We start from the raw sequence: 17,085 nt of genomic DNA on the forward strand, positions 1-17,085 counted from the left end.
GATCCCCTAGACTATCCGACGCCTGATCTAGGCCGTTCGCAGCCCGGAGACAACCGGGGTTCCCAGCCATTCGACCAGCGCCCGCACCGTCGCCGCAGGCTGCTCCGGTTGCGGCAGGTGTCCGCAATTCTCCAGAACGACGAGCCTTGCGCCGGCAATGCCCTCCGCCATCTCCTTCGAGAATGCGTTGGGAATCGTGTTGTCCTGATCGCCCGTCAGCACCAATGTCGGGCATTTGATCGTCGCAAGCGTCGGCCGTGAATCCACCCGCGCGATGATCGCGGTCTGCTGCCGCAGATAGCCTTCGACGCCGACGTCATCGCCCTGCTCGTGTACGAGCTGGCGAATGCCTGCATCGTCGCGGCGCGACGGATGCACCAGTTCGGGAAACATCTCCTCGCGCGCGGCACGCAGCTCCCCGCGCCGGGCCAGCTCCATCAGGCCGCGGCGGCGTGCGGTCGCCTCCTCCGTGTCGGGCCGCGCCTGAGTGTTGATCAGCGCGAGCCTGGCCACCCGCTCGGGCGCCTGGCGCATGATCTCGAGGGCGATGTAGCCGCCCATGGAATGGCCGGCGAGCGCGAAGCGCGGCGGCGCCTCGCTCAGCACCCGCCGGGCGATCGCCGCCATGCTGTCATCGCGAATATGGTTGGCGACCATCACCGGGCCGAACTGCCACAGCGACGGGATCACCGGTGCATAGATCCGGGCCGAGGAGGCTAATCCCGGAACCAGCAGAATCGGCGTCGTCTGGTCCATTATTGCCTCCCGAGCCCCGGAATTTGCCGGAAATTATGCTGCGGAGCTTAGGGGCCCAAGCCGACCTGTCAAATATGCAAAAACGCATGTGAATCGGCGCATCTCCGCTTTGACGGCAGCGCCCGCGGGGACTATGAACCGGGCTCATGACACAACATGATAACGATCACGCTTGGCCGGACCACAAACCGACCGCGCTGTTGGTGCTTGCCGACGGCACGGTGCTCGAAGGCTTTGGCCTCGGCGCCGAAGGCCAAGCCGTCGGCGAGGTCTGCTTCAACACCGCGATGACCGGCTATGAGGAGATCCTCACCGATCCCTCTTATGCCGGCCAGCTCATCACCTTCACCTTCCCGCATATCGGCAATGTCGGCACTAACGACGACGACATCGAGACGGTGAACATGGCCGCGACGCCCGGCGCGCGCGGCGTGATCCTGCGCACCGCGATCACCGATCCCTCGAACTATCGCGCCACCAAGCACCTCGACCAGTGGCTGAAGGCGCGCGGCATCATCGGCCTCTCCGGCATCGACACCCGCGCGCTGACCGCGCTGATCCGCAACAAGGGCATGCCCAACGCCGTAATCGCGCACGCCAGGGACGGCGAGTTCGACCTGCACGGCTTGAAGGAAGAAGCGCGCGAATGGCCCGGCCTCGAGGGCATGGACCTGGTGCCAATGGTCACCTCAGGCCAGCGCTTCACCTGGGACGAGACGCCCTGGCTCTGGGACAAGGGCTTTGGCCGCCAGGACAAGCCTGAGTTCAACGTGGTCGCCATCGATTACGGCATCAAGCGCAACATTCTGCGCCTGCTCGCCGGCGTCGGCTGCAAGGTAACGGTGGTGCCGGCAACGACGTCGTCCGAGGATATCCTGGCGATGAAGCCGGATGGCGTGTTCCTGTCGAACGGTCCCGGCGATCCGGCCGCGACCGGCAAATATGCCGTGCCCGTGATCCAGGACGTGATCAAGTCGGGCACGCCGACATTCGGAATTTGCCTTGGCCATCAGATGCTCGGCCTCGCCGTCGGCGCCAAGACCAAGAAGATGCACCAGGGCCATCACGGCGCCAATCATCCCGTGAAGGACGAGACCACCGGCAAGGTCGAGATCACCTCGATGAACCACGGCTTTGCCGTCGACGAGAGCACCCTGCCGACGGGCGCGACGCAGACCCACATCTCGCTGTTCGACGGCTCCAATTGCGGCATCCAGCTCGACGGCAAGCCGGTGTTCTCGGTGCAGTACCACCCCGAGGCCTCACCGGGTCCGCGCGACTCGCACTATCTGTTCCAGCGCTTTGCCGATCTGATGCGGCAGAACAAGAGCGTGTAGGGCGCGCGCTCTCCTGCAACTGCTTTGACGACATCGAGCCCGGGCCTTCGCCCGGGCTCTTGTCGTTCCGGGCGCAGCGCAGCGCGAATCCGGAATGACAGCGGAACGAGGAACGCCGCTTAACTCCCTTCGTTGATCACTGCTACGCTCACGCAGGAGCCTCTTATGTCTGTCGTCCGCGACAATGCCGAGCCGCTCGCCATCGTATTTGAGGATGACGGGCTCGTGCCCAACAATATCCTCCCCTTCCTGGTCTACCAGGCCGCGGTGAAGCTCGATTCCAGACAGCCGGAAGAGACGATCGAACGCTTGTTCGAAGCGAACGGCTGGGGCGGCACGTGGCGCAATGGCGTGTTCGATTATCTGCATTATCACGCAACGGTGCACGAGGTGCTCGGCGTTGCGCGTGGCAGCGCGCGCGTCCGCTTCGGCGGCGACCACGGCCAGGAGCTGGAGATCAAGGCCGGCGACGTCGCGATCCTGCCCGCCGGCACAGGTCACCAACGCATCAAGGCCAGCGCGGATTTCTGCGTGATCGGCGCCTATCCGCCGGGCGCGAAGATGGAGGTCACCCGCGCAACACCGGAGAACCACGCCAAGGCGCTGAAGACGATTCCAAACGTCGCGCGGCCGCCGGCCGATCCGGTGAGGGGCAAGAACGGGGCGTTGATGCGGTTGTGGCGGTAGCTACAAAGACGGTGCAGTAGGGTGGGCAAAGCGAAGCCTGCCCACCAAACAGTTTGAACTGCGGAGAGATAGTGGGCACGGCGCGCGAAGAGCGCGCCTTTGGCCACCCTACGACAGTGTGCCCCTACGCCTCGTTCGCGCCTTCCTGTCTTGTGGCTTCGAACAGGAACCAGGTGCGGCGCTCGGTCTCGTCGATGAAGTTCTCGAGGATGCTGGCGCTGGCGACGTCGCCGGCGTCGTCGCAGACCTCGTGCGCCTTGCGCATTGCGGCGGCGACATGCTTGTTGTCCTGCATCAGCTCGCGCAGCATCTCGCGCGGCGGGACATAGTCTTCGTTGTTGTCCTTGATGGTCTGGAGCTTGGCGATCTGCCCGATCGATTTCAGCGTGGTGCCGCCGATCTTGCGGACGCGCTCGGCGAGCTGGTCGGTGGTGGCGAAGATCTGGTCGGACTGCTCGTCGAGCAGCAGATGATAGTCGCGGAAATGCCGGCCGCTGATGTGCCAGTGGAAATTCTTGGTCTTCAGATACAGCGCGAACGCGTCGGCCAGAAGCACGTTGAGTGCCTCCGAAACCTTGTTGACCGCCTGGGACGACAGATCGGTGGGCGTGTCGAGGTCGGGCGAGACCTTTTGTGGAGCTTTGCTCACGGGAAACCTTCCTGTTAGGACGCAGACATTGACGGCGCGCCGCCGCACCCCTAACGCAGGCGGGCAGCGCCGGTTCCTGCAACGGAACCGTTTGGCCGGGGCCCTCGACGACCATGGACGATTGGATCGATTATTACGACTCGACGCACACGATCTATGTCAGCAAGCTGCATCGCGACTTGCACTTCCAGATCATCGCGCGGGACATCATCGGCTACATCTCTTCGCCCGAGGCGACCGTGCTCGACTATGCCTGCGGCGAGGCGCTGTCGGCGAGCCAGGTCGCGGCGGCCTGCGGCAAGCTGATCCTCGCCGAGCCTGCGCCCGGCGTACGCGGCCGGTTGATCGCGCGGTTTGCCCCGAACACGAAAATCCGCGTCCGCTCGCTCGACGACGTCCGCAAGATGCAGGAGCAGTCGATCGATCTCGTCGTGATGAACTCGGTCGCGCAATACATGACGCCGGACGAGCTCGACGCCGCGCTCCTCAACTTCTCCCGTATCCTGAAGCCCTCGGGCAAGCTCGTGCTGGGCGATATCCTCCAGCCCAATGTCGGCATGTTCAGGGACGTTACGGCGCTGCTCAGCTTCGGCCTGCGTCACGGCTTTTTGAAAGATGCACTGATCGGGCTGATCAGCACCGCACTGTCGGATTACCGTCAGCTGCGAACGCGCATCGGGTTACAGCGCTACAGTGAGGAGGAGATCACCGCCACGCTCAAGGGAGTCGGCTTCGCGGTCCAGCGTGCTCACCGCAATATCGGCCACAATAGCTGGCGCATGACGTTCGTCGCGCGGCCGCCGCTGGTCCGTTGAGCTTGGTGGATCCGTTAAGCATAACGTCTGCCTGAGGTGGCTTGTCGCACCCCGATCGGTAATGATCGCCGCGGCCCGGTGGCGGAAGTGTCTACGCGAGGGCGATGCATCGCTCTTTATCCTGGTTCAAATCCAGGCCGGGTCTCCACGCTTCGCCCCTCACGGGGCTACGCGTGGCGCAGCCACGCGAGGCCCGAAGGGGGCTAAGCGTGTCCGGCGTAGCTGGAGCGAAGGGCAAGCGTAGAGGGACTGGCCGCCCAATCCTCAATCAGCCTCAACCACTTCACATTCCGACACAAGCCGCAGCCGGTCGGCATCTTTTGCCGCGGAGGTGATGACAGCATCGAGCAGGCCCGGAAAGCGTGCGTCCAGATCGTCGCGGCGCAGGCGCACGAAGCGGTTGGTGCCGGCGACGCGGGTCTGCATCAGGCCGCATTCGCGCAGCTTGGCGAAGTGATAGGCAAGATTCGACTTGCCGCTGAGCCCGTTGAAATCGCCACAGCACAGCTCGCCGCTGACACGTTCCTGCTGCGCGAGCTGGTACACGATCGCCAATCTGATCGGATCGCTCAGGCAATCCAGAACCATCGGCAGTTCGATCTGCTCGCGGGTGGGGTGGGGTGGGGTGCGGCTCATCGTCCGAAGAGCATAGCGAAATGACCTGGATGTTCAATAGTTCTTGAACCAATTGACTCCTGACCCGGTCCCATCAATAGTTCAATAAACGTTGAACATAGGGATTTCTCCGATGAGCGTATTCTGGTTGGCCTTGGGAGCCTTTGCGATCGGCACGGAAGGCTTTGTCATTGCTGGGCTTTTGCCGTCGATCGCCACGGACCTGGCGATTTCCGTCCCCGCCGCCGGGCAGTTGGTCACAGCCTACGCCCTCACCTATGCGGTCGGCTCGCCGATCTTGGCGGTGACACTGAACAATATCGACCGCCGCACCGTGCTGGCCTTGGCGCTATCGACCTTCATCGCCGGAAACCTCGCGGCGATGGTGGCGTCGAATTACGCCCTGCTGCTGGCCTCGCGCATGCTGATGGCGCTGGGCTCCGGGCTGTGCATGCCGACCGCGCTGGCCGTATCCGTGGCCGTCGCCGCGCCGGAGCGACGCGGCCGCGCGGTGGCGCTGGTTACCTCGGGCCTCACGGTTGCGACCGTCATCGGCGTTCCCCTCGGCAATCTCGTCGGCAGCCTGCTCGGCTGGCGCGCGACCTTTGCCATGGTCGCCCTGATCGGTGCCGTTGCGCTCGCCGGCCTCCTGCTCGGTCTGCCCCGCGGCCTGCCACGCAACACGGCCTCGCTCAGCGATCGGCTGGCAGTGGCGCGTCACCGCAATGTCCTGACGGCGCTTCTGATCACGATTTTATGGGCGCTCGGTGGCTTCACCGTCTTCACCTATTTCGCGGTCCCGCTGCGCGGCCTTGGATTCGATGCGTCGCAGATCAGCCTCGCGCTGCTGGTGTTCGGCGGCGCCGCCGCGATCGGGAACATGTTCGGTGGCGTCCTGGCCGACCGGCTCGGCACGCTCGCCACAGCAGGTCTCGGACTTGCCGGCATGGCCAGCGCGCTGATCCTGCATTCGCTGGTCCTGAAGCTGATGCCGGAACAGGCGCATTACGCGGTGCTAGGTGCGATCTTCCTCTGGGGCATCTCGGGATGGGCGTTCTACCCGGCCCAGGTCGCCAGCATCATCCGGATCGAGCCACAGGCCTCGATGATCGCGCTCTCGCTCAACGCCTCGGCCATGTATCTCGGCTTTGCGATCGGCGGTGCCTTGGGCGGCGCCGTGCTTGCGGCGTGGAGCCCCGCCGATCTCGGCTGGGTCGGCGGATTAAGCGTTTCGGCGGCTCTTCTGGTCCATCTCGCCCGCGGTTGGCAGGCCCGGCCAAAACCGGTCAAAATTGCCGGTTGATGGGCGTTTTTCGGGGTTTCGCCGCCCGGAAAACTGGTCTAAGACCCACCCCGCGCGCGAGGGGGGACCACCGCGCTCTCGGCCAAAGGGACGCGCAGCAGGCGCGCCCTTTTTTTGTGCCCAAATTCCACTTCGGCGAGAGTTGATGCCCAAACGTACAGACATCACCACCATCCTGATCATCGGCGCCGGTCCCATCGTGATCGGCCAGGCCTGCGAGTTCGACTATTCGGGCACCCAGGCGGTGAAGACGCTGAAGGAAGAGGGCTATCGCATCGTCCTCGTCAATTCCAATCCGGCCACCATCATGACCGATCCGGAATTGGCTGATGCGACCTATATCGAGCCGATCACGCCAGAGATCGTCGCGAAAATCATCGAGAAGGAACGTCACGTCATTCCCGGCGGCTTCGCGCTGCTGCCGACCATGGGCGGACAGACCGCGCTGAACTGCGCGCTGTCGCTGCGCCAGCAAGGCACGCTCGACAAGTTCGACGTCGAGATGATCGGGGCCACCGCGGACGCGATCGACAAGGCCGAGGACCGCCAGCTGTTCCGCGAGGCCATGACCAAGATCGGGCTCGAGACGCCTAAGTCGCGGCTCGCCAACGCCTCCGCCCTGAAGAAGTCGTTCCGCGACAAGTACCAGGCCGAACGCGCCAAGGCATCGGGCGCTGCACTCGAAGAACTCGAGCGGCAATGGACACTCGGCGAAAGCGACCGCCGCAAGCGCTACCAGGAATATGCGCTTGGCCAGGCGCTGATGGCGCTGTCCGAGATCGGCCTGCCCGCGATCATCCGCCCCTCCTTCACCATGGGCGGCACCGGCGGTGGCATTGCCTACAACAAGGAAGAGTTCCTCGACATCATCGAGCGCGGCCTGGATGCGTCTCCCACCAACGAAGTGCTGATCGAAGAATCCGTGCTCGGCTGGAAAGAGTACGAGATGGAGGTGGTGCGCGACAAGAACGACAATTGCATCATCGTCTGCTCGATCGAGAACCTCGATCCGATGGGCGTTCACACCGGCGATTCCATCACGGTGGCGCCGGCGCTGACGCTGACCGACAAGGAATACCAGATCATGCGCGACGCCTCGCTGGCGGTGCTGCGCGAGATCGGCGTCGAGACCGGCGGCTCCAACGTGCAGTTCGGCGTCAATCCCGAAGACGGCCGCATGGTCGTCATCGAGATGAACCCGCGCGTGTCGCGTTCCTCCGCCCTGGCTTCGAAAGCCACCGGCTTTCCGATCGCAAAGGTCGCCGCCAAGCTTGCGGTCGGCTACACGCTCGACGAAATCGCCAACGACATCACCGGCGGCGCCACGCCGGCCTCGTTCGAGCCGACGATCGACTATGTCGTCACCAAGGTGCCGCGTTTCGCTTTCGAGAAATTCCCCGGTGCCTCCACCACGCTGACTACGTCGATGAAGTCGGTCGGCGAAGTCATGGCGATCGGCCGCACCTTCCAGGAAAGCCTTCAGAAAGCATTGCGCGGGCTCGAGACCGGCCTCACCGGCCTCGACGAGATCGAGATCGAAGGTCTCGGTCGCGACGACGATAAGAATGCGATCCGCGCTGCGCTGGGCACGCCGACACCGAACCGGCTGCTCCAGGTCGGGCAGGCGATGCGGCTCGGCTGGTCGGACGAGGAGATCTTCAATTCCTGCAAGATCGATCCGTGGTTCCTCAGCGAGATGCGCGGCATCGTCGAGATGGAAGCGAAGGTCCGCAAGAACGGCCTGCCGGGCAACGCCTTCGGCATGCGCACGCTCAAGGCCATGGGCTTCTCCGATGCCCGGCTCGCGGTGATCGCAGAGACGACGGAGGCCGAGGTCACGGCGAAGCGACACGCGCTCGGCGTTCGCCCGGTCTACAAGCGCATCGACACCTGCGCGGCCGAGTTCGCTTCGCCCACCGCCTACATGTACTCGACCTATGAGGCGCCGTTCGCGGGCGCGCCTGCGGACGAGAGCTCGCCGTCCGACAAGAAGAAGGTCATCATCCTCGGCGGCGGACCGAACCGCATCGGCCAGGGCATCGAGTTCGACTATTGCTGCTGTCACGCCTGCTTCGCGCTGCACGACGCCGGCTACGAATCCATCATGGTGAACTGCAACCCGGAGACGGTGTCGACCGACTACGACACCGCCGACCGGCTCTATTTCGAGCCGCTCACCGCCGAGGACGTGCTGGAGATCATCGCGAAGGAACGCACGAACGGCACGCTGCACGGCGTGATCGTGCAGTTCGGCGGCCAGACCCCGCTCAAGCTCGCGCGCGCGCTGGAAGCCGCCGAAGTGCCGATCCTCGGCACCTCGCCCGACGCCATCGACCTTGCGGAAGACCGCGACCGCTTCAAGCGGGTGCTCGACAAGCTGCGGCTGAAGCAGCCCAAGAACGGCATCGCCTATTCGGTCGAGCAAGCGCGCCTGGTCGCAACCGATCTCGGGCTGCCCCTGGTGGTGCGCCCGTCCTACGTGCTCGGCGGCCGCGCGATGCAAATCATCCGCGAGGAAAACCAGCTCAGTGATTACCTGCTCGGCACGCTGCCGGAGCTGGTGCCGGGCGACGTCAAGGCGCGCTACCCGAACGACAAGACCGGCCAGATCAACACCGTGCTCGGCAAGAACCCACTGCTGTTCGACCGCTATCTGTCCGATGCGACCGAGATCGACGTCGACTGCCTCTGCGACGGCAAGGACACCTTCATCGTCGGCATCATGGAGCACATCGAGGAAGCCGGCATCCATTCCGGCGACAGCGCCTGCTCGCTGCCGCCGCACTCGCTGGACGACAAGATGATCGAGGAGCTGGAGCGGCAGACCCGCGAGCTGGCCCTCGGCCTCGACGTCGTCGGCCTGATGAATGTGCAATACGCCATCAAGGACGGCGAGATCTACGTGCTCGAAGTCAATCCGCGGGCCTCGCGCACGGTGCCCTTTGTCGCCAAGGTGGTCGGTACGCCGGTGGCGAAGATCGCGGCGCGCATCATGGCCGGCGAGAAGCTCGCCGATTTCAACCTGAAGAAGGCGAACCTCGATCATGTCGGCGTGAAGGAATCGGTGTTTCCGTTCGCCCGCTTCCCCGGGGTCGATACCGTGCTCGGCCCCGAGATGCGCTCGACCGGCGAGGTCATGGGCATCGACCGCTCCTTTGCGGTGGCGTTCGCCAAGAGCCAGCTCGGCGGCGGCACGCGGGTGCCGCGCAAGGGCACGGTGTTCGTTTCGGTTCGCGAGAGCGACAAGACGCGCATCACCGAGGCCGTTCGCGAGCTGCATTCGCTCGGCTTCAAGGTGCTGGCGACGTCGGGCACGGCCCGCTTCCTGACCGACCAGGGGATCCCGACCGAGAAGGTGAACAAGGTGCTGGAGGGCCGGCCGCACATCGTCGATGCCATCACCAATGGCGACGTCCAGCTCGTCTTCAACACCACCGAAGGCCCGCAGGCGCTCGCCGACAGCCGTTCTCTGCGGCGCGCGGCCCTCTTGCATAAAGTGCCGTATTACACCACTCTTTCCGGGGCCGTGGCGGCCGCGCAGGGCATCCGCGCCTATCTGGGCGGGGACCTTGAGGTTCGGACCCTGCAGAGCTACTTTTCGGAAACCTGATCGCGAGCGGAAGGCCCAACCTTCTGTTAGTGATTGGCGGTGAAGCCACTATGGCCGGAGGAACTGTCCGGCCATATGGTTGTTCTGTTCCGGTGCCAAGCCCATATGAACGTTCGGCGGCACGCGCGTTGAGCCCCCGGACAGACTGACGAATCAAGTTGCGTGCGCGCTGACTTTTCAGGGCGCGCGCGACCGAAGGACGAGAGAAGAGATGGAAAAGGTACCGATGACAGCGGGCGGCTTTGCCGCGCTCGGGGAAGAACTGAAGAAGCGCCAGTCGGAGGACCGTCCGCGGATCATCGAGCATATCGCCGAGGCGCGCTCGCACGGAGACCTTTCGGAGAACGCGGAATACCACGCCGCGAAGGAAGAGCAGTCCCACAATGAAGGCCGCATCGCCGAGCTCGAGGACAAGCTGGCGCGCGCCGACATCATCGACATCTCGAAGCTGTCCGGCGACACCATCAAGTTCGGCGCGACCGTGACACTGGTCGACGAGGACACCGAAAAGAAGACGGTGTGGCAGATCGTCGGCGAGGTCGAGGCCGACGCCAAGAAGGGCCGCATCTCCATCACCTCGCCGCTCGCGCGCGCGCTGATCGGCAAGAAGAAGGGCTCAACCGTCGAGGTCAACGCACCCGGCGGCGCCAAGGCTTATGAGATCACCAAGGTGGAGTGGCGGTAACGATTTGCCGTCGCGCGTGATTTGAAAAGGCCGCGCGATGCGCGGCCTTTTTATATCTAGTGTTGCCGAGGGGGTGCGGCTTACTCCACCTCGCTCCGCCTGCGGGGAGAGGACGAACTACCTTCTTCCTCTCACGTCGAGCGGCACGGCCGCCTCGTATTTCGAATTGTGCAGCACCAGCGAGGTCCGCACGTTGCGGACGTGCGGGGCGGCGGTCAGGTGGGTGACGAAATCCTGGAAGGTGGCCATGTCGGGTGCGACGCATTTCAGGATGAAATCGACTTCGCCCGACAGCATCCAGCACTCGCGCACCAGCGGCTCGGCGCGGACGAACTCCTCGAAGGCGCGCAAATCGGCCTCCGCCTGGCTGGAGAGGTGCACTGCGGCAAACACCGTGACGTCGAAGCCGAGCTTGCGTGCATCCAGAAGCCCGCGATAGCCGTGGATATACCCCTCCTCCTCCAGCGCCCGCACGCGGCGCAGGCAGGGCGGGGGCGAAATGCCGACGCGCTTGGCCAGCTCGACATTCGTGATTCGACCGTCGGCCTGAATCTCGGTGAGAATCTTCAGGTCGATCTCGTCTAGGTTCCGCGACACGTGATTGGAACTCCTGGTCTTGCGGCGGTATCGGTGGCTTTGTCGCAATCCTCATAGCCCAGACCGCACGACCGGCGCAATTTTATTGCGCGTGCAGCGCAATCGACTTTTGTTCCCTGTTGGAAAAATCCGCCGATAGGGAATGCAATTCTTGCATAGCTCACCAGAAGGCTTAGATTACCTCTGATATTTCAGCGCCTCCGCGAGGCCTCCCGGCACGTTCCGCGCCCGCGCTGCAGTCCCCCGTGAAAGGCATCTGTCGAAATGTCCGCCGCTGTCCATGCAAAGGTCGTCATCATCGGCTCCGGCCCCGCAGGCTACACGGCGGCGATCTACGCCGCGCGCGCGATGCTCGAGCCGATCCTGATCCAGGGCATCCAGGCAGGCGGCCAGCTCACCATCACCACCGAGGTCGAGAACTATCCCGGCTTCGCCGACGTGATCCAGGGCCCCTGGCTGATGGAGCAGATGGAGAAGCAGGCGCTGCATGTGGGCACCCAGATCAAGACCGATCTGGTGACGAAGCTCGACACCTCGCAGCGACCCTTTCGCCTCACCTGCGATAGCGGTGACGTCTATCTCGCCGACACCGTGATCCTCGCCACCGGCGCCCAGGCGCGCTGGCTCGGGCTGCCGTCCGAAGCGAAATTCCAGGGCGGCGGCGTGTCGGCCTGTGCCACCTGTGACGGCTTCTTCTACCGCAACAAGCAAGTCGTGGTGGTCGGCGGCGGCAATACCGCGGTCGAAGAAGCCCTGTATCTCACCAACCATGCCTCGCAGGTCACCATCGTGCATCGTCGCGATCACTTCCGCGCCGAACGCATCCTGCAGGAGCGTCTGTTCAAGCACCCGAAGATCAAGGTGGTCTGGGACTCAGCCGTCGACGAGATCTGCGGCACCGAGAACCCGAACAAGGTCACCCATGTGCGACTCAAGAACGTCAAGTCCGGCGCGTTGACCGATGTGCCGACCGACGGCGTCTTCATCGCCATCGGGCATGCCCCGGCGACCGAGCTCGTGGCTGGGCAGGTCAAGCTGAAACCGTCGGGCTATGTCGAGGTCGCCCCGAACTCGACCGCGACCTCGGTCCCCGGCCTGTTCGCCGCCGGCGACGTCGCCGACGAGACCTATCGTCAAGCGGTCACGGCGGCCGGCCTCGGCTGCATGGCGGCGCTCGAGGCGGAACGATTTTTGGCCCTGCGCGCCAGCGAGCGCGCGGCAGCGGAATAGACATCATGGCAAGAACACGCGACGGATTTACGGATATGGACTGGGACAAGCTGAAGGTGTTTCACGCCGCGGCGGAAGCGGGCAGCTTCACGCACGCGGGCGAGCAGCTCGGCCTGTCGCAATCGGCGGTGTCACGCCAGGTCTCGGCACTGGAGCAGGAGCTCTCGGTCTCGCTGTTCCACCGCCACGCCCGCGGCCTGATCCTCACCGAACAGGGCGACCTCCTGTTCCGCACCGCCCATGACGTCTTCATGCAGCTGCAGGCGGCGCGCGCGAAACTGACCGACAGCCGCGAGCGGCCGAGCGGCGATCTCAAGATCACCACCACGCCCGGCGTCGGCATCAACTGGCTGATCCCCAGGCTCGGCGAATTCACCGCGCTCTATCCGGAAATCCGGATCTCGCTGATCGTCACCGACGAGGAGCTCGACCTGTCGATGCGGGAGGCCGACGTCGCGATCCGCACCCGCAAGCCGACGCAGCCGGATCTCATTCAGCGCAAGCTGTTCGCGATGGGCTTCCACGCCTATTGCTCGCCTGATTACATCAAGCGCTTCGGCACGCCGCGCACGCTGGAGGAGCTCGACTCCCACCGCATCATCACGCTCTCTGACGGCAACTTCGCCCCGCATCTTCAGAACCGCAACTGGCTGGTCGAAGCGGGGCGCAACGGCTCGGGTCCGCGCGAAGCCTATTTCAGGGTCAACAACATTCTCGGCCTCGTCCGCGCCTGTCAGCAGGGCCTCGGCATCGCGGCGCTGCCGGACTATCTGATCGAAGAACAGAGCCGCCTCGTGCAGCTGTTCGGCGAATCGGATTCGATCCAGCTCGATACGTATTTTGTTTATCCGGAAGAGCTGAAGACGGTCGCGCGCGTGCAAGTGTTCCGCGACTTCGTGGTGAGCAAAGCGCAGCGCTGGCCGTCCTGATTTCCGCATGTCTGACATGCGGCTTGGACGCTTGATGCATGGCGCGAGGCTAGCCCATAATGTTTCTACGCTGAGCCTTCGCGTTGCGCATTTGTCCCCCTCCTCCAGTGGCGCGGGAGTTCAGTAATCCCTCTTGGAAGGTGATTGTGTCGGCCTCACGTGGCCAATACCTTAAGCCGGGCTCGATCGAGCCCGGCTTTTTTTTGGCAAATCCGGCCATCGCCCTCCGCGTGTATTGACAGTTCCATGCTTACCCCGCATCATTTGCGAATGATCACGAAGTCGTGCGCAATCTCCTCGCAGGCAGTCGCCTCGAAAAAAGGCCCCCATCTGGGGACCTCGGATTTTTGCGCGCGCTAACAGCCTTCGTCATCGCGAGCCGAAACTTCGAAAACCCCGCCGCCTGGACGGGGTTTTTTCATGTGCCCCGTCTCAGGATTTTTCCCGAGAAGGAGATGGAACATGACCGGACTACAGGAACAATTGCACGGGCTCTGGCTGCCGCTGATAACGCCGTTTCGCGACGGCGCTCTCGACGAGAGGTCGCTGCGCCGGCTGACACGGCATTACAGCGGGCAGGCCGTCGACGGCTTCATCCTGGGGGCGACCTCCGGTGAAGGCATGACGCTGCGCGAAGCCGAACTCGAACGCCTCGTCGCCATCGTGCGCGACGAGCTGACCACCGCCCACAGCAAGCTTCCGATCTGCCTCGGACTTTCAGGCGCGGACACCTCGCGGCTGAAGGAGCGTCTCGACGAGACCGCGGACTGGCCGATCGACGGTTATCTGATCGCGAGCCCGTATTATGTGCGGCCGTCGCAGCGGGGGCTGCTGGCGCATTTCGAGGCGCTCGCCGATCACGCCGCCTGGCCGTTCGCGCTCTACAACATTCCCTATCGCACCTCGGTCAACATCACCAACCAGACGCTGCTGCGGCTCGCCGGGCATCCGAGCATCATCGGCCTGAAGGATTGCGGCGCGAGCCGCGAGCAATCCATCGCGCTGCTGCGCGACCGCCCTGCGGACTTTCGCGTGCTGACCGGCGAGGATGCGAATTATTTCGAGGCGCTCAGCGACGGCGCCGATGGCGGCATCGTGCTGTCAGCCCATCTCGAGACCGCGACGTTCGCGGCTGTCCATGCCGAGCTGAAGCGCGGCAATCACGATGCAGCGCTGGCGCGCTGGCAGGAGGTCGCGGACCTGACGCGCCTGTTGTTCACCGAGCCCAGTCCCGCCCCGGCAAAATACTGGCTGTGGCGCGCGGGCCTGATCGACAGCCCCGAAGTGCGCCTGCCGATGGTCGAGATCGGCAGCGAACTCGCCGTGCAGCTCGATTGCGAGATCGAACGGCGGATGCAAGTCGCGGCTTAGATGCTTCACCTCTCCCGGCAGGCTTCCCTTCTCTCTTGCGGGAGAAGGGAAGACGCACCGTGGTTAACCCCGCCCCAACGGCCTTCGCTGCTGCCGCATGGCGCATCCACGGCTCGTTTACGCAAACGCGCCTATCGTCTTCATTCAAAGTCTTTTCAAATGGGGGAATGATCATGGGGCAACGCATCCGCCCGACGGCGGCAGACATGTTCGCGTCGGCTGATTTCTTGCGGGGAATTGTGGTGGTGTCGTCGTTCGGCTTCTGGGCGGTGATGCTCGGCCTGATGCCGGTGCTGGTGTTTCGAGTCTGGCTGGCGTGATGCCAGCGCGCCGCGATGGTTAACTCGTGGTAGCAGCTGTGTTCAAAAGCGCGCGAAACTGCGACCCGGAATTTTAAAATATCCCGTGTAGCGTTCATGCCCATAAGCGAAGAAATCGCGGGGGCGTTTGTGAATAGTCATAACGAGATGGCGTCGCATTACGACGCTGGACAGCAGGGCTTTACCACCGAGGACATTCTGTGGGCCGCCGGCATCTGGTCGGTGATCCTCACTCTGTCGCCGGTGATCGTGTTCTACATGCTGATGGTGGCGTAACTTCCATCCACTTTCTTGAGCACGATCTTATCGGAAAACCGCTTCACACTTTTCCGGATCGTGCTCGCCCAAAAACGCAAAACGCGCGGATGTCCGCGCGTTTTTCGTCCGGGGAATGATTTATGAAAATTACGCCGCCTGCTTGTGCATTGCGCCGGACGCCGACGCCGTGCCGCGAATAGCCTTTACCGAACGTTCGATCGCCGCCCACAGCCTTGCGATTTCCTGCGCCGCACGGCTCTCGGCCTGATATTCCCGCGCGCCCTCGCCGTGGCTCAGCGCCATCAGCAGATCCGAACGGTTGGTGATCTGGCCGCCCCACACCGGAGCACGGAACTTCGCCAACGCCTCGCGGGCGATGGTGACGATCGGGCTTTCGGACTCGTCGCGGCGCGCCGGCGCACCGTTGAGCACGACCGCGTAGGGCTTGCGTGCCGCACGGCACATCTGGATGGTTTCCTGCACCGCGTTGACGTCGAACACGCCGGGACGGGCGGGAATCACCACCATGGTGGCGTTGCGGATGGCGTCGTCGACGACGGCCGACAGGTTCGGCGGCGTGTCGATCAACACCCATTCATAACCGTCGCGCTTGGCCGCGGAGACGATGCCGCTGACCGAGTTCACCGCGGACTTGATCGGCGGTTCGTTGGTGCCACGCAGCTTGTGCCACAGCGTGAGCGAGCCTTGCGGATCCGCATCGACGAGCAGGATCGGCTTGGTCGCCTTGATCTGCGCGGCGAGATGTGCGGCCAGCGTACTCTTGCCTGAGCCACCTTTACGCGATGCAAAAACAATAACGTTCATACCTCTGCCTCCAGATTGACCCCAGGCGGCGAAAATGAATCACCGCGGTGATTCGGGAAAGAAAAATTTATCATAAGTTATGCTGGCGCCATGAAATAACAAAGCGCGTTGGCTTTTGAGTCACACTACTGCGTGCGACGACGGGTGCGAGCTGCATCGCAACACCTTCACGCCAGCAATCGTGCGTTTTTTGAGCAGCCTTGGCAGGACGAAGCGGAATGCAACCTCGCCGCGCAATCCGTTTCGCTAGCCGTTTCCGTCCTGCCTTATCGCAAGCTTCCGCACGCCGAGGCGAACAAAAGGAGTCCGGTGGCTGGTGTGGGGCTGATGCCTGGGTCAGTTTGACTCAAGGGGCGAGCGAACGAGGGCTGGACACGCAAATGCCCGGGACATCAAACGCACTGCGCGCTGTGGCCCGGGCATGATCGAGTTTCAAAAAGGGAACGCGGCGCCCGCGTTCAGCCTTCGCTGGCTTTCTTCTTCTTGGCCGGCTTGGTGCTCTTCTTCGCCGTCCGGCCCGAGCTCCTGGGCGCGATGCTGGTCGGCTTGCCGGCGCGGGGCGCGGCCGCCATGCCCGGCTCCGGTCCAGGCCGGAAGAACGCGCGGCACTGCGGCGAGAGCTGCGACTTCTTCTGGATCATGCAGGCGGTGATGGCGTCGACGTTCGGAACGAACTCGCCGCACAGCCGCATCGCATCCGGCGTGCAGGCCTGCTGCTCCTCCTGGGAGTAGGCAAAGCCTTCACCCGGCTGGATCAGGACGGCCAGGGCGATCCCCGTGATCGCGGCAGCCGTGTATGTCTTCACGGATTTCTTAAAGCGGAACGCCGGCATCGATCCCCCAAATGTCGAGTCGGAGACGATAGTGGGTGAACGGGGGTTCGTTGGCAACCGAGGGGAGATGCGAAAGGCGGGACGTGTGCGGTCTCGGCAACAGGGACCCCCAAAACAAAAAACGCGAAAACAACCCCATGCACAGTAGCCAAGTCCATGTGGCGATTGAACTTTGCGGATCGCGATTTGCGGATTTTACGAAATGAGGTTTGACTCGTCGGGCAAAACAGGAGCATGATGCCATCATCACAGAACGTGCGTGGGG

General features: G+C 63.6%; 17 protein-coding genes. 11 read left to right on the forward strand and 6 right to left on the reverse strand.

All coding sequences use genetic code 11. From position 1 onward, the window contains the following. Positions 1–27: 27 nt before the first annotated feature. Positions 28–756, reverse strand: a complete 729-nt coding sequence (locus tag IVB50_RS14650; RefSeq protein WP_204512331.1) for an alpha/beta hydrolase — start codon at positions 754–756, stop codon at positions 28–30. A gap of 146 nt (positions 757–902) precedes the next feature. Here IVB50_RS14650 and carA point away from each other — a divergent pair, with 146 nt between their 5' ends. Both carA and IVB50_RS14660 read left to right on the forward strand, forming a co-directional pair. Further along, positions 903–2,093 (forward strand): glutamine-hydrolyzing carbamoyl-phosphate synthase small subunit, encoded by a 1,191-nt coding sequence (carA, locus tag IVB50_RS14655; protein ID WP_026232561.1) that lies wholly within the window; start codon positions 903–905, stop codon positions 2,091–2,093. Positions 2,094–2,258: 165 nt separating this feature from the next. Then, positions 2,259–2,780 carry a hypothetical protein gene (locus tag IVB50_RS14660; protein ID WP_247296179.1) on the forward strand — a complete coding sequence of 174 codons (522 nt, stop codon included), beginning with the start codon at positions 2,259–2,261 and terminating at the stop codon, positions 2,778–2,780. 124 nt (positions 2,781–2,904) lie between these two features. Here IVB50_RS14660 and IVB50_RS14665 read toward each other — a convergent pair whose 3' ends face one another. Next, entirely contained in the window at positions 2,905–3,429 is a 525-nt protein-coding gene (locus IVB50_RS14665; protein ID WP_007596666.1) for a DNA starvation/stationary phase protection protein, read from the reverse strand. Positions 3,430–3,542: 113 nt separating this feature from the next. On the opposite strand from IVB50_RS14665, the gene IVB50_RS14670 reads away from it, so the two are divergent. Continuing rightward, positions 3,543–4,244, forward strand: coding sequence for a class I SAM-dependent methyltransferase (locus IVB50_RS14670; protein ID WP_247296182.1), 702 nt, complete (start codon positions 3,543–3,545; stop codon positions 4,242–4,244). Positions 4,245–4,508: 264 nt separating this feature from the next. Here IVB50_RS14670 and IVB50_RS14675 read toward each other — a convergent pair whose 3' ends face one another. Continuing rightward, positions 4,509–4,880 (reverse strand): helix-turn-helix transcriptional regulator, encoded by a 372-nt coding sequence (locus tag IVB50_RS14675; protein WP_247296184.1) that lies wholly within the window; start codon positions 4,878–4,880, stop codon positions 4,509–4,511. Between the two features lie 112 nt (positions 4,881–4,992). Between IVB50_RS14675 and IVB50_RS14680 the strand changes: the two genes are divergently transcribed. From IVB50_RS14680 to greA, 3 genes are all read left to right on the forward strand, one after another. After that, entirely contained in the window at positions 4,993–6,162 is a 1,170-nt protein-coding gene (locus tag IVB50_RS14680; RefSeq protein WP_247296186.1) for an MFS transporter, read from the forward strand. Positions 6,163–6,307: 145 nt separating this feature from the next. Further along, positions 6,308–9,772, forward strand: coding sequence for a carbamoyl-phosphate synthase large subunit (gene carB, locus IVB50_RS14685; protein ID WP_085348771.1), 3,465 nt, complete (start codon positions 6,308–6,310; stop codon positions 9,770–9,772). 211 nt (positions 9,773–9,983) lie between these two features. Further along, a complete protein-coding gene (gene greA / locus IVB50_RS14690; protein ID WP_007596674.1) occupies positions 9,984–10,457 on the forward strand; it encodes a transcription elongation factor GreA in 474 nt (157 codons plus the stop codon). Between the two features lie 117 nt (positions 10,458–10,574). On the opposite strand, the gene IVB50_RS14695 is transcribed toward greA, so the two are convergent. Beyond that, the gene (locus IVB50_RS14695; protein ID WP_007596676.1) at positions 10,575–11,054 is read right to left on the reverse strand and encodes an Lrp/AsnC family transcriptional regulator; all 480 of its coding nucleotides are present in this window, start codon (positions 11,052–11,054) and stop codon (positions 10,575–10,577) included. 264 nt (positions 11,055–11,318) lie between these two features. Here IVB50_RS14695 and trxB point away from each other — a divergent pair, with 264 nt between their 5' ends. From trxB to IVB50_RS14720, 5 genes are all read left to right on the forward strand, one after another. Further along, the gene (gene trxB / locus IVB50_RS14700) at positions 11,319–12,284 is read left to right on the forward strand and encodes a thioredoxin-disulfide reductase (protein ID WP_247296188.1); all 966 of its coding nucleotides are present in this window, start codon (positions 11,319–11,321) and stop codon (positions 12,282–12,284) included. A 5-nt stretch (positions 12,285–12,289) separates the two neighbouring features. Continuing rightward, positions 12,290–13,213, forward strand: a complete 924-nt coding sequence (locus IVB50_RS14705; protein WP_007614700.1) for a LysR family transcriptional regulator — start codon at positions 12,290–12,292, stop codon at positions 13,211–13,213. A gap of 462 nt (positions 13,214–13,675) precedes the next feature. Further along, a complete protein-coding gene (locus IVB50_RS14710; RefSeq protein WP_247296191.1) occupies positions 13,676–14,584 on the forward strand; it encodes a 4-hydroxy-tetrahydrodipicolinate synthase in 909 nt (302 codons plus the stop codon). Between the two features lie 173 nt (positions 14,585–14,757). Further along, positions 14,758–14,904 (forward strand): hypothetical protein, encoded by a 147-nt coding sequence (locus IVB50_RS14715; RefSeq protein ID WP_166517545.1) that lies wholly within the window; start codon positions 14,758–14,760, stop codon positions 14,902–14,904. 96 nt (positions 14,905–15,000) lie between these two features. After that, positions 15,001–15,180, forward strand: coding sequence for a hypothetical protein (locus IVB50_RS14720; protein WP_007596684.1), 180 nt, complete (start codon positions 15,001–15,003; stop codon positions 15,178–15,180). A gap of 129 nt (positions 15,181–15,309) precedes the next feature. On the opposite strand, the gene IVB50_RS14725 is transcribed toward IVB50_RS14720, so the two are convergent. Beyond that, entirely contained in the window at positions 15,310–15,987 is a 678-nt protein-coding gene (locus IVB50_RS14725) for a ParA family protein (protein ID WP_007596685.1), read from the reverse strand. Positions 15,988–16,445: 458 nt separating this feature from the next. After that, a complete protein-coding gene (locus tag IVB50_RS14730) occupies positions 16,446–16,820 on the reverse strand; it encodes a hypothetical protein (RefSeq protein WP_247296193.1) in 375 nt (124 codons plus the stop codon). Positions 16,821–17,085 lie beyond the last annotated feature (265 nt).

This window comes from Bradyrhizobium sp. 87 (genome assembly GCF_023073015.1).
GTDB classification, from domain to species: Bacteria; Pseudomonadota; Alphaproteobacteria; order Rhizobiales; family Xanthobacteraceae; genus Bradyrhizobium; species Bradyrhizobium canariense_D.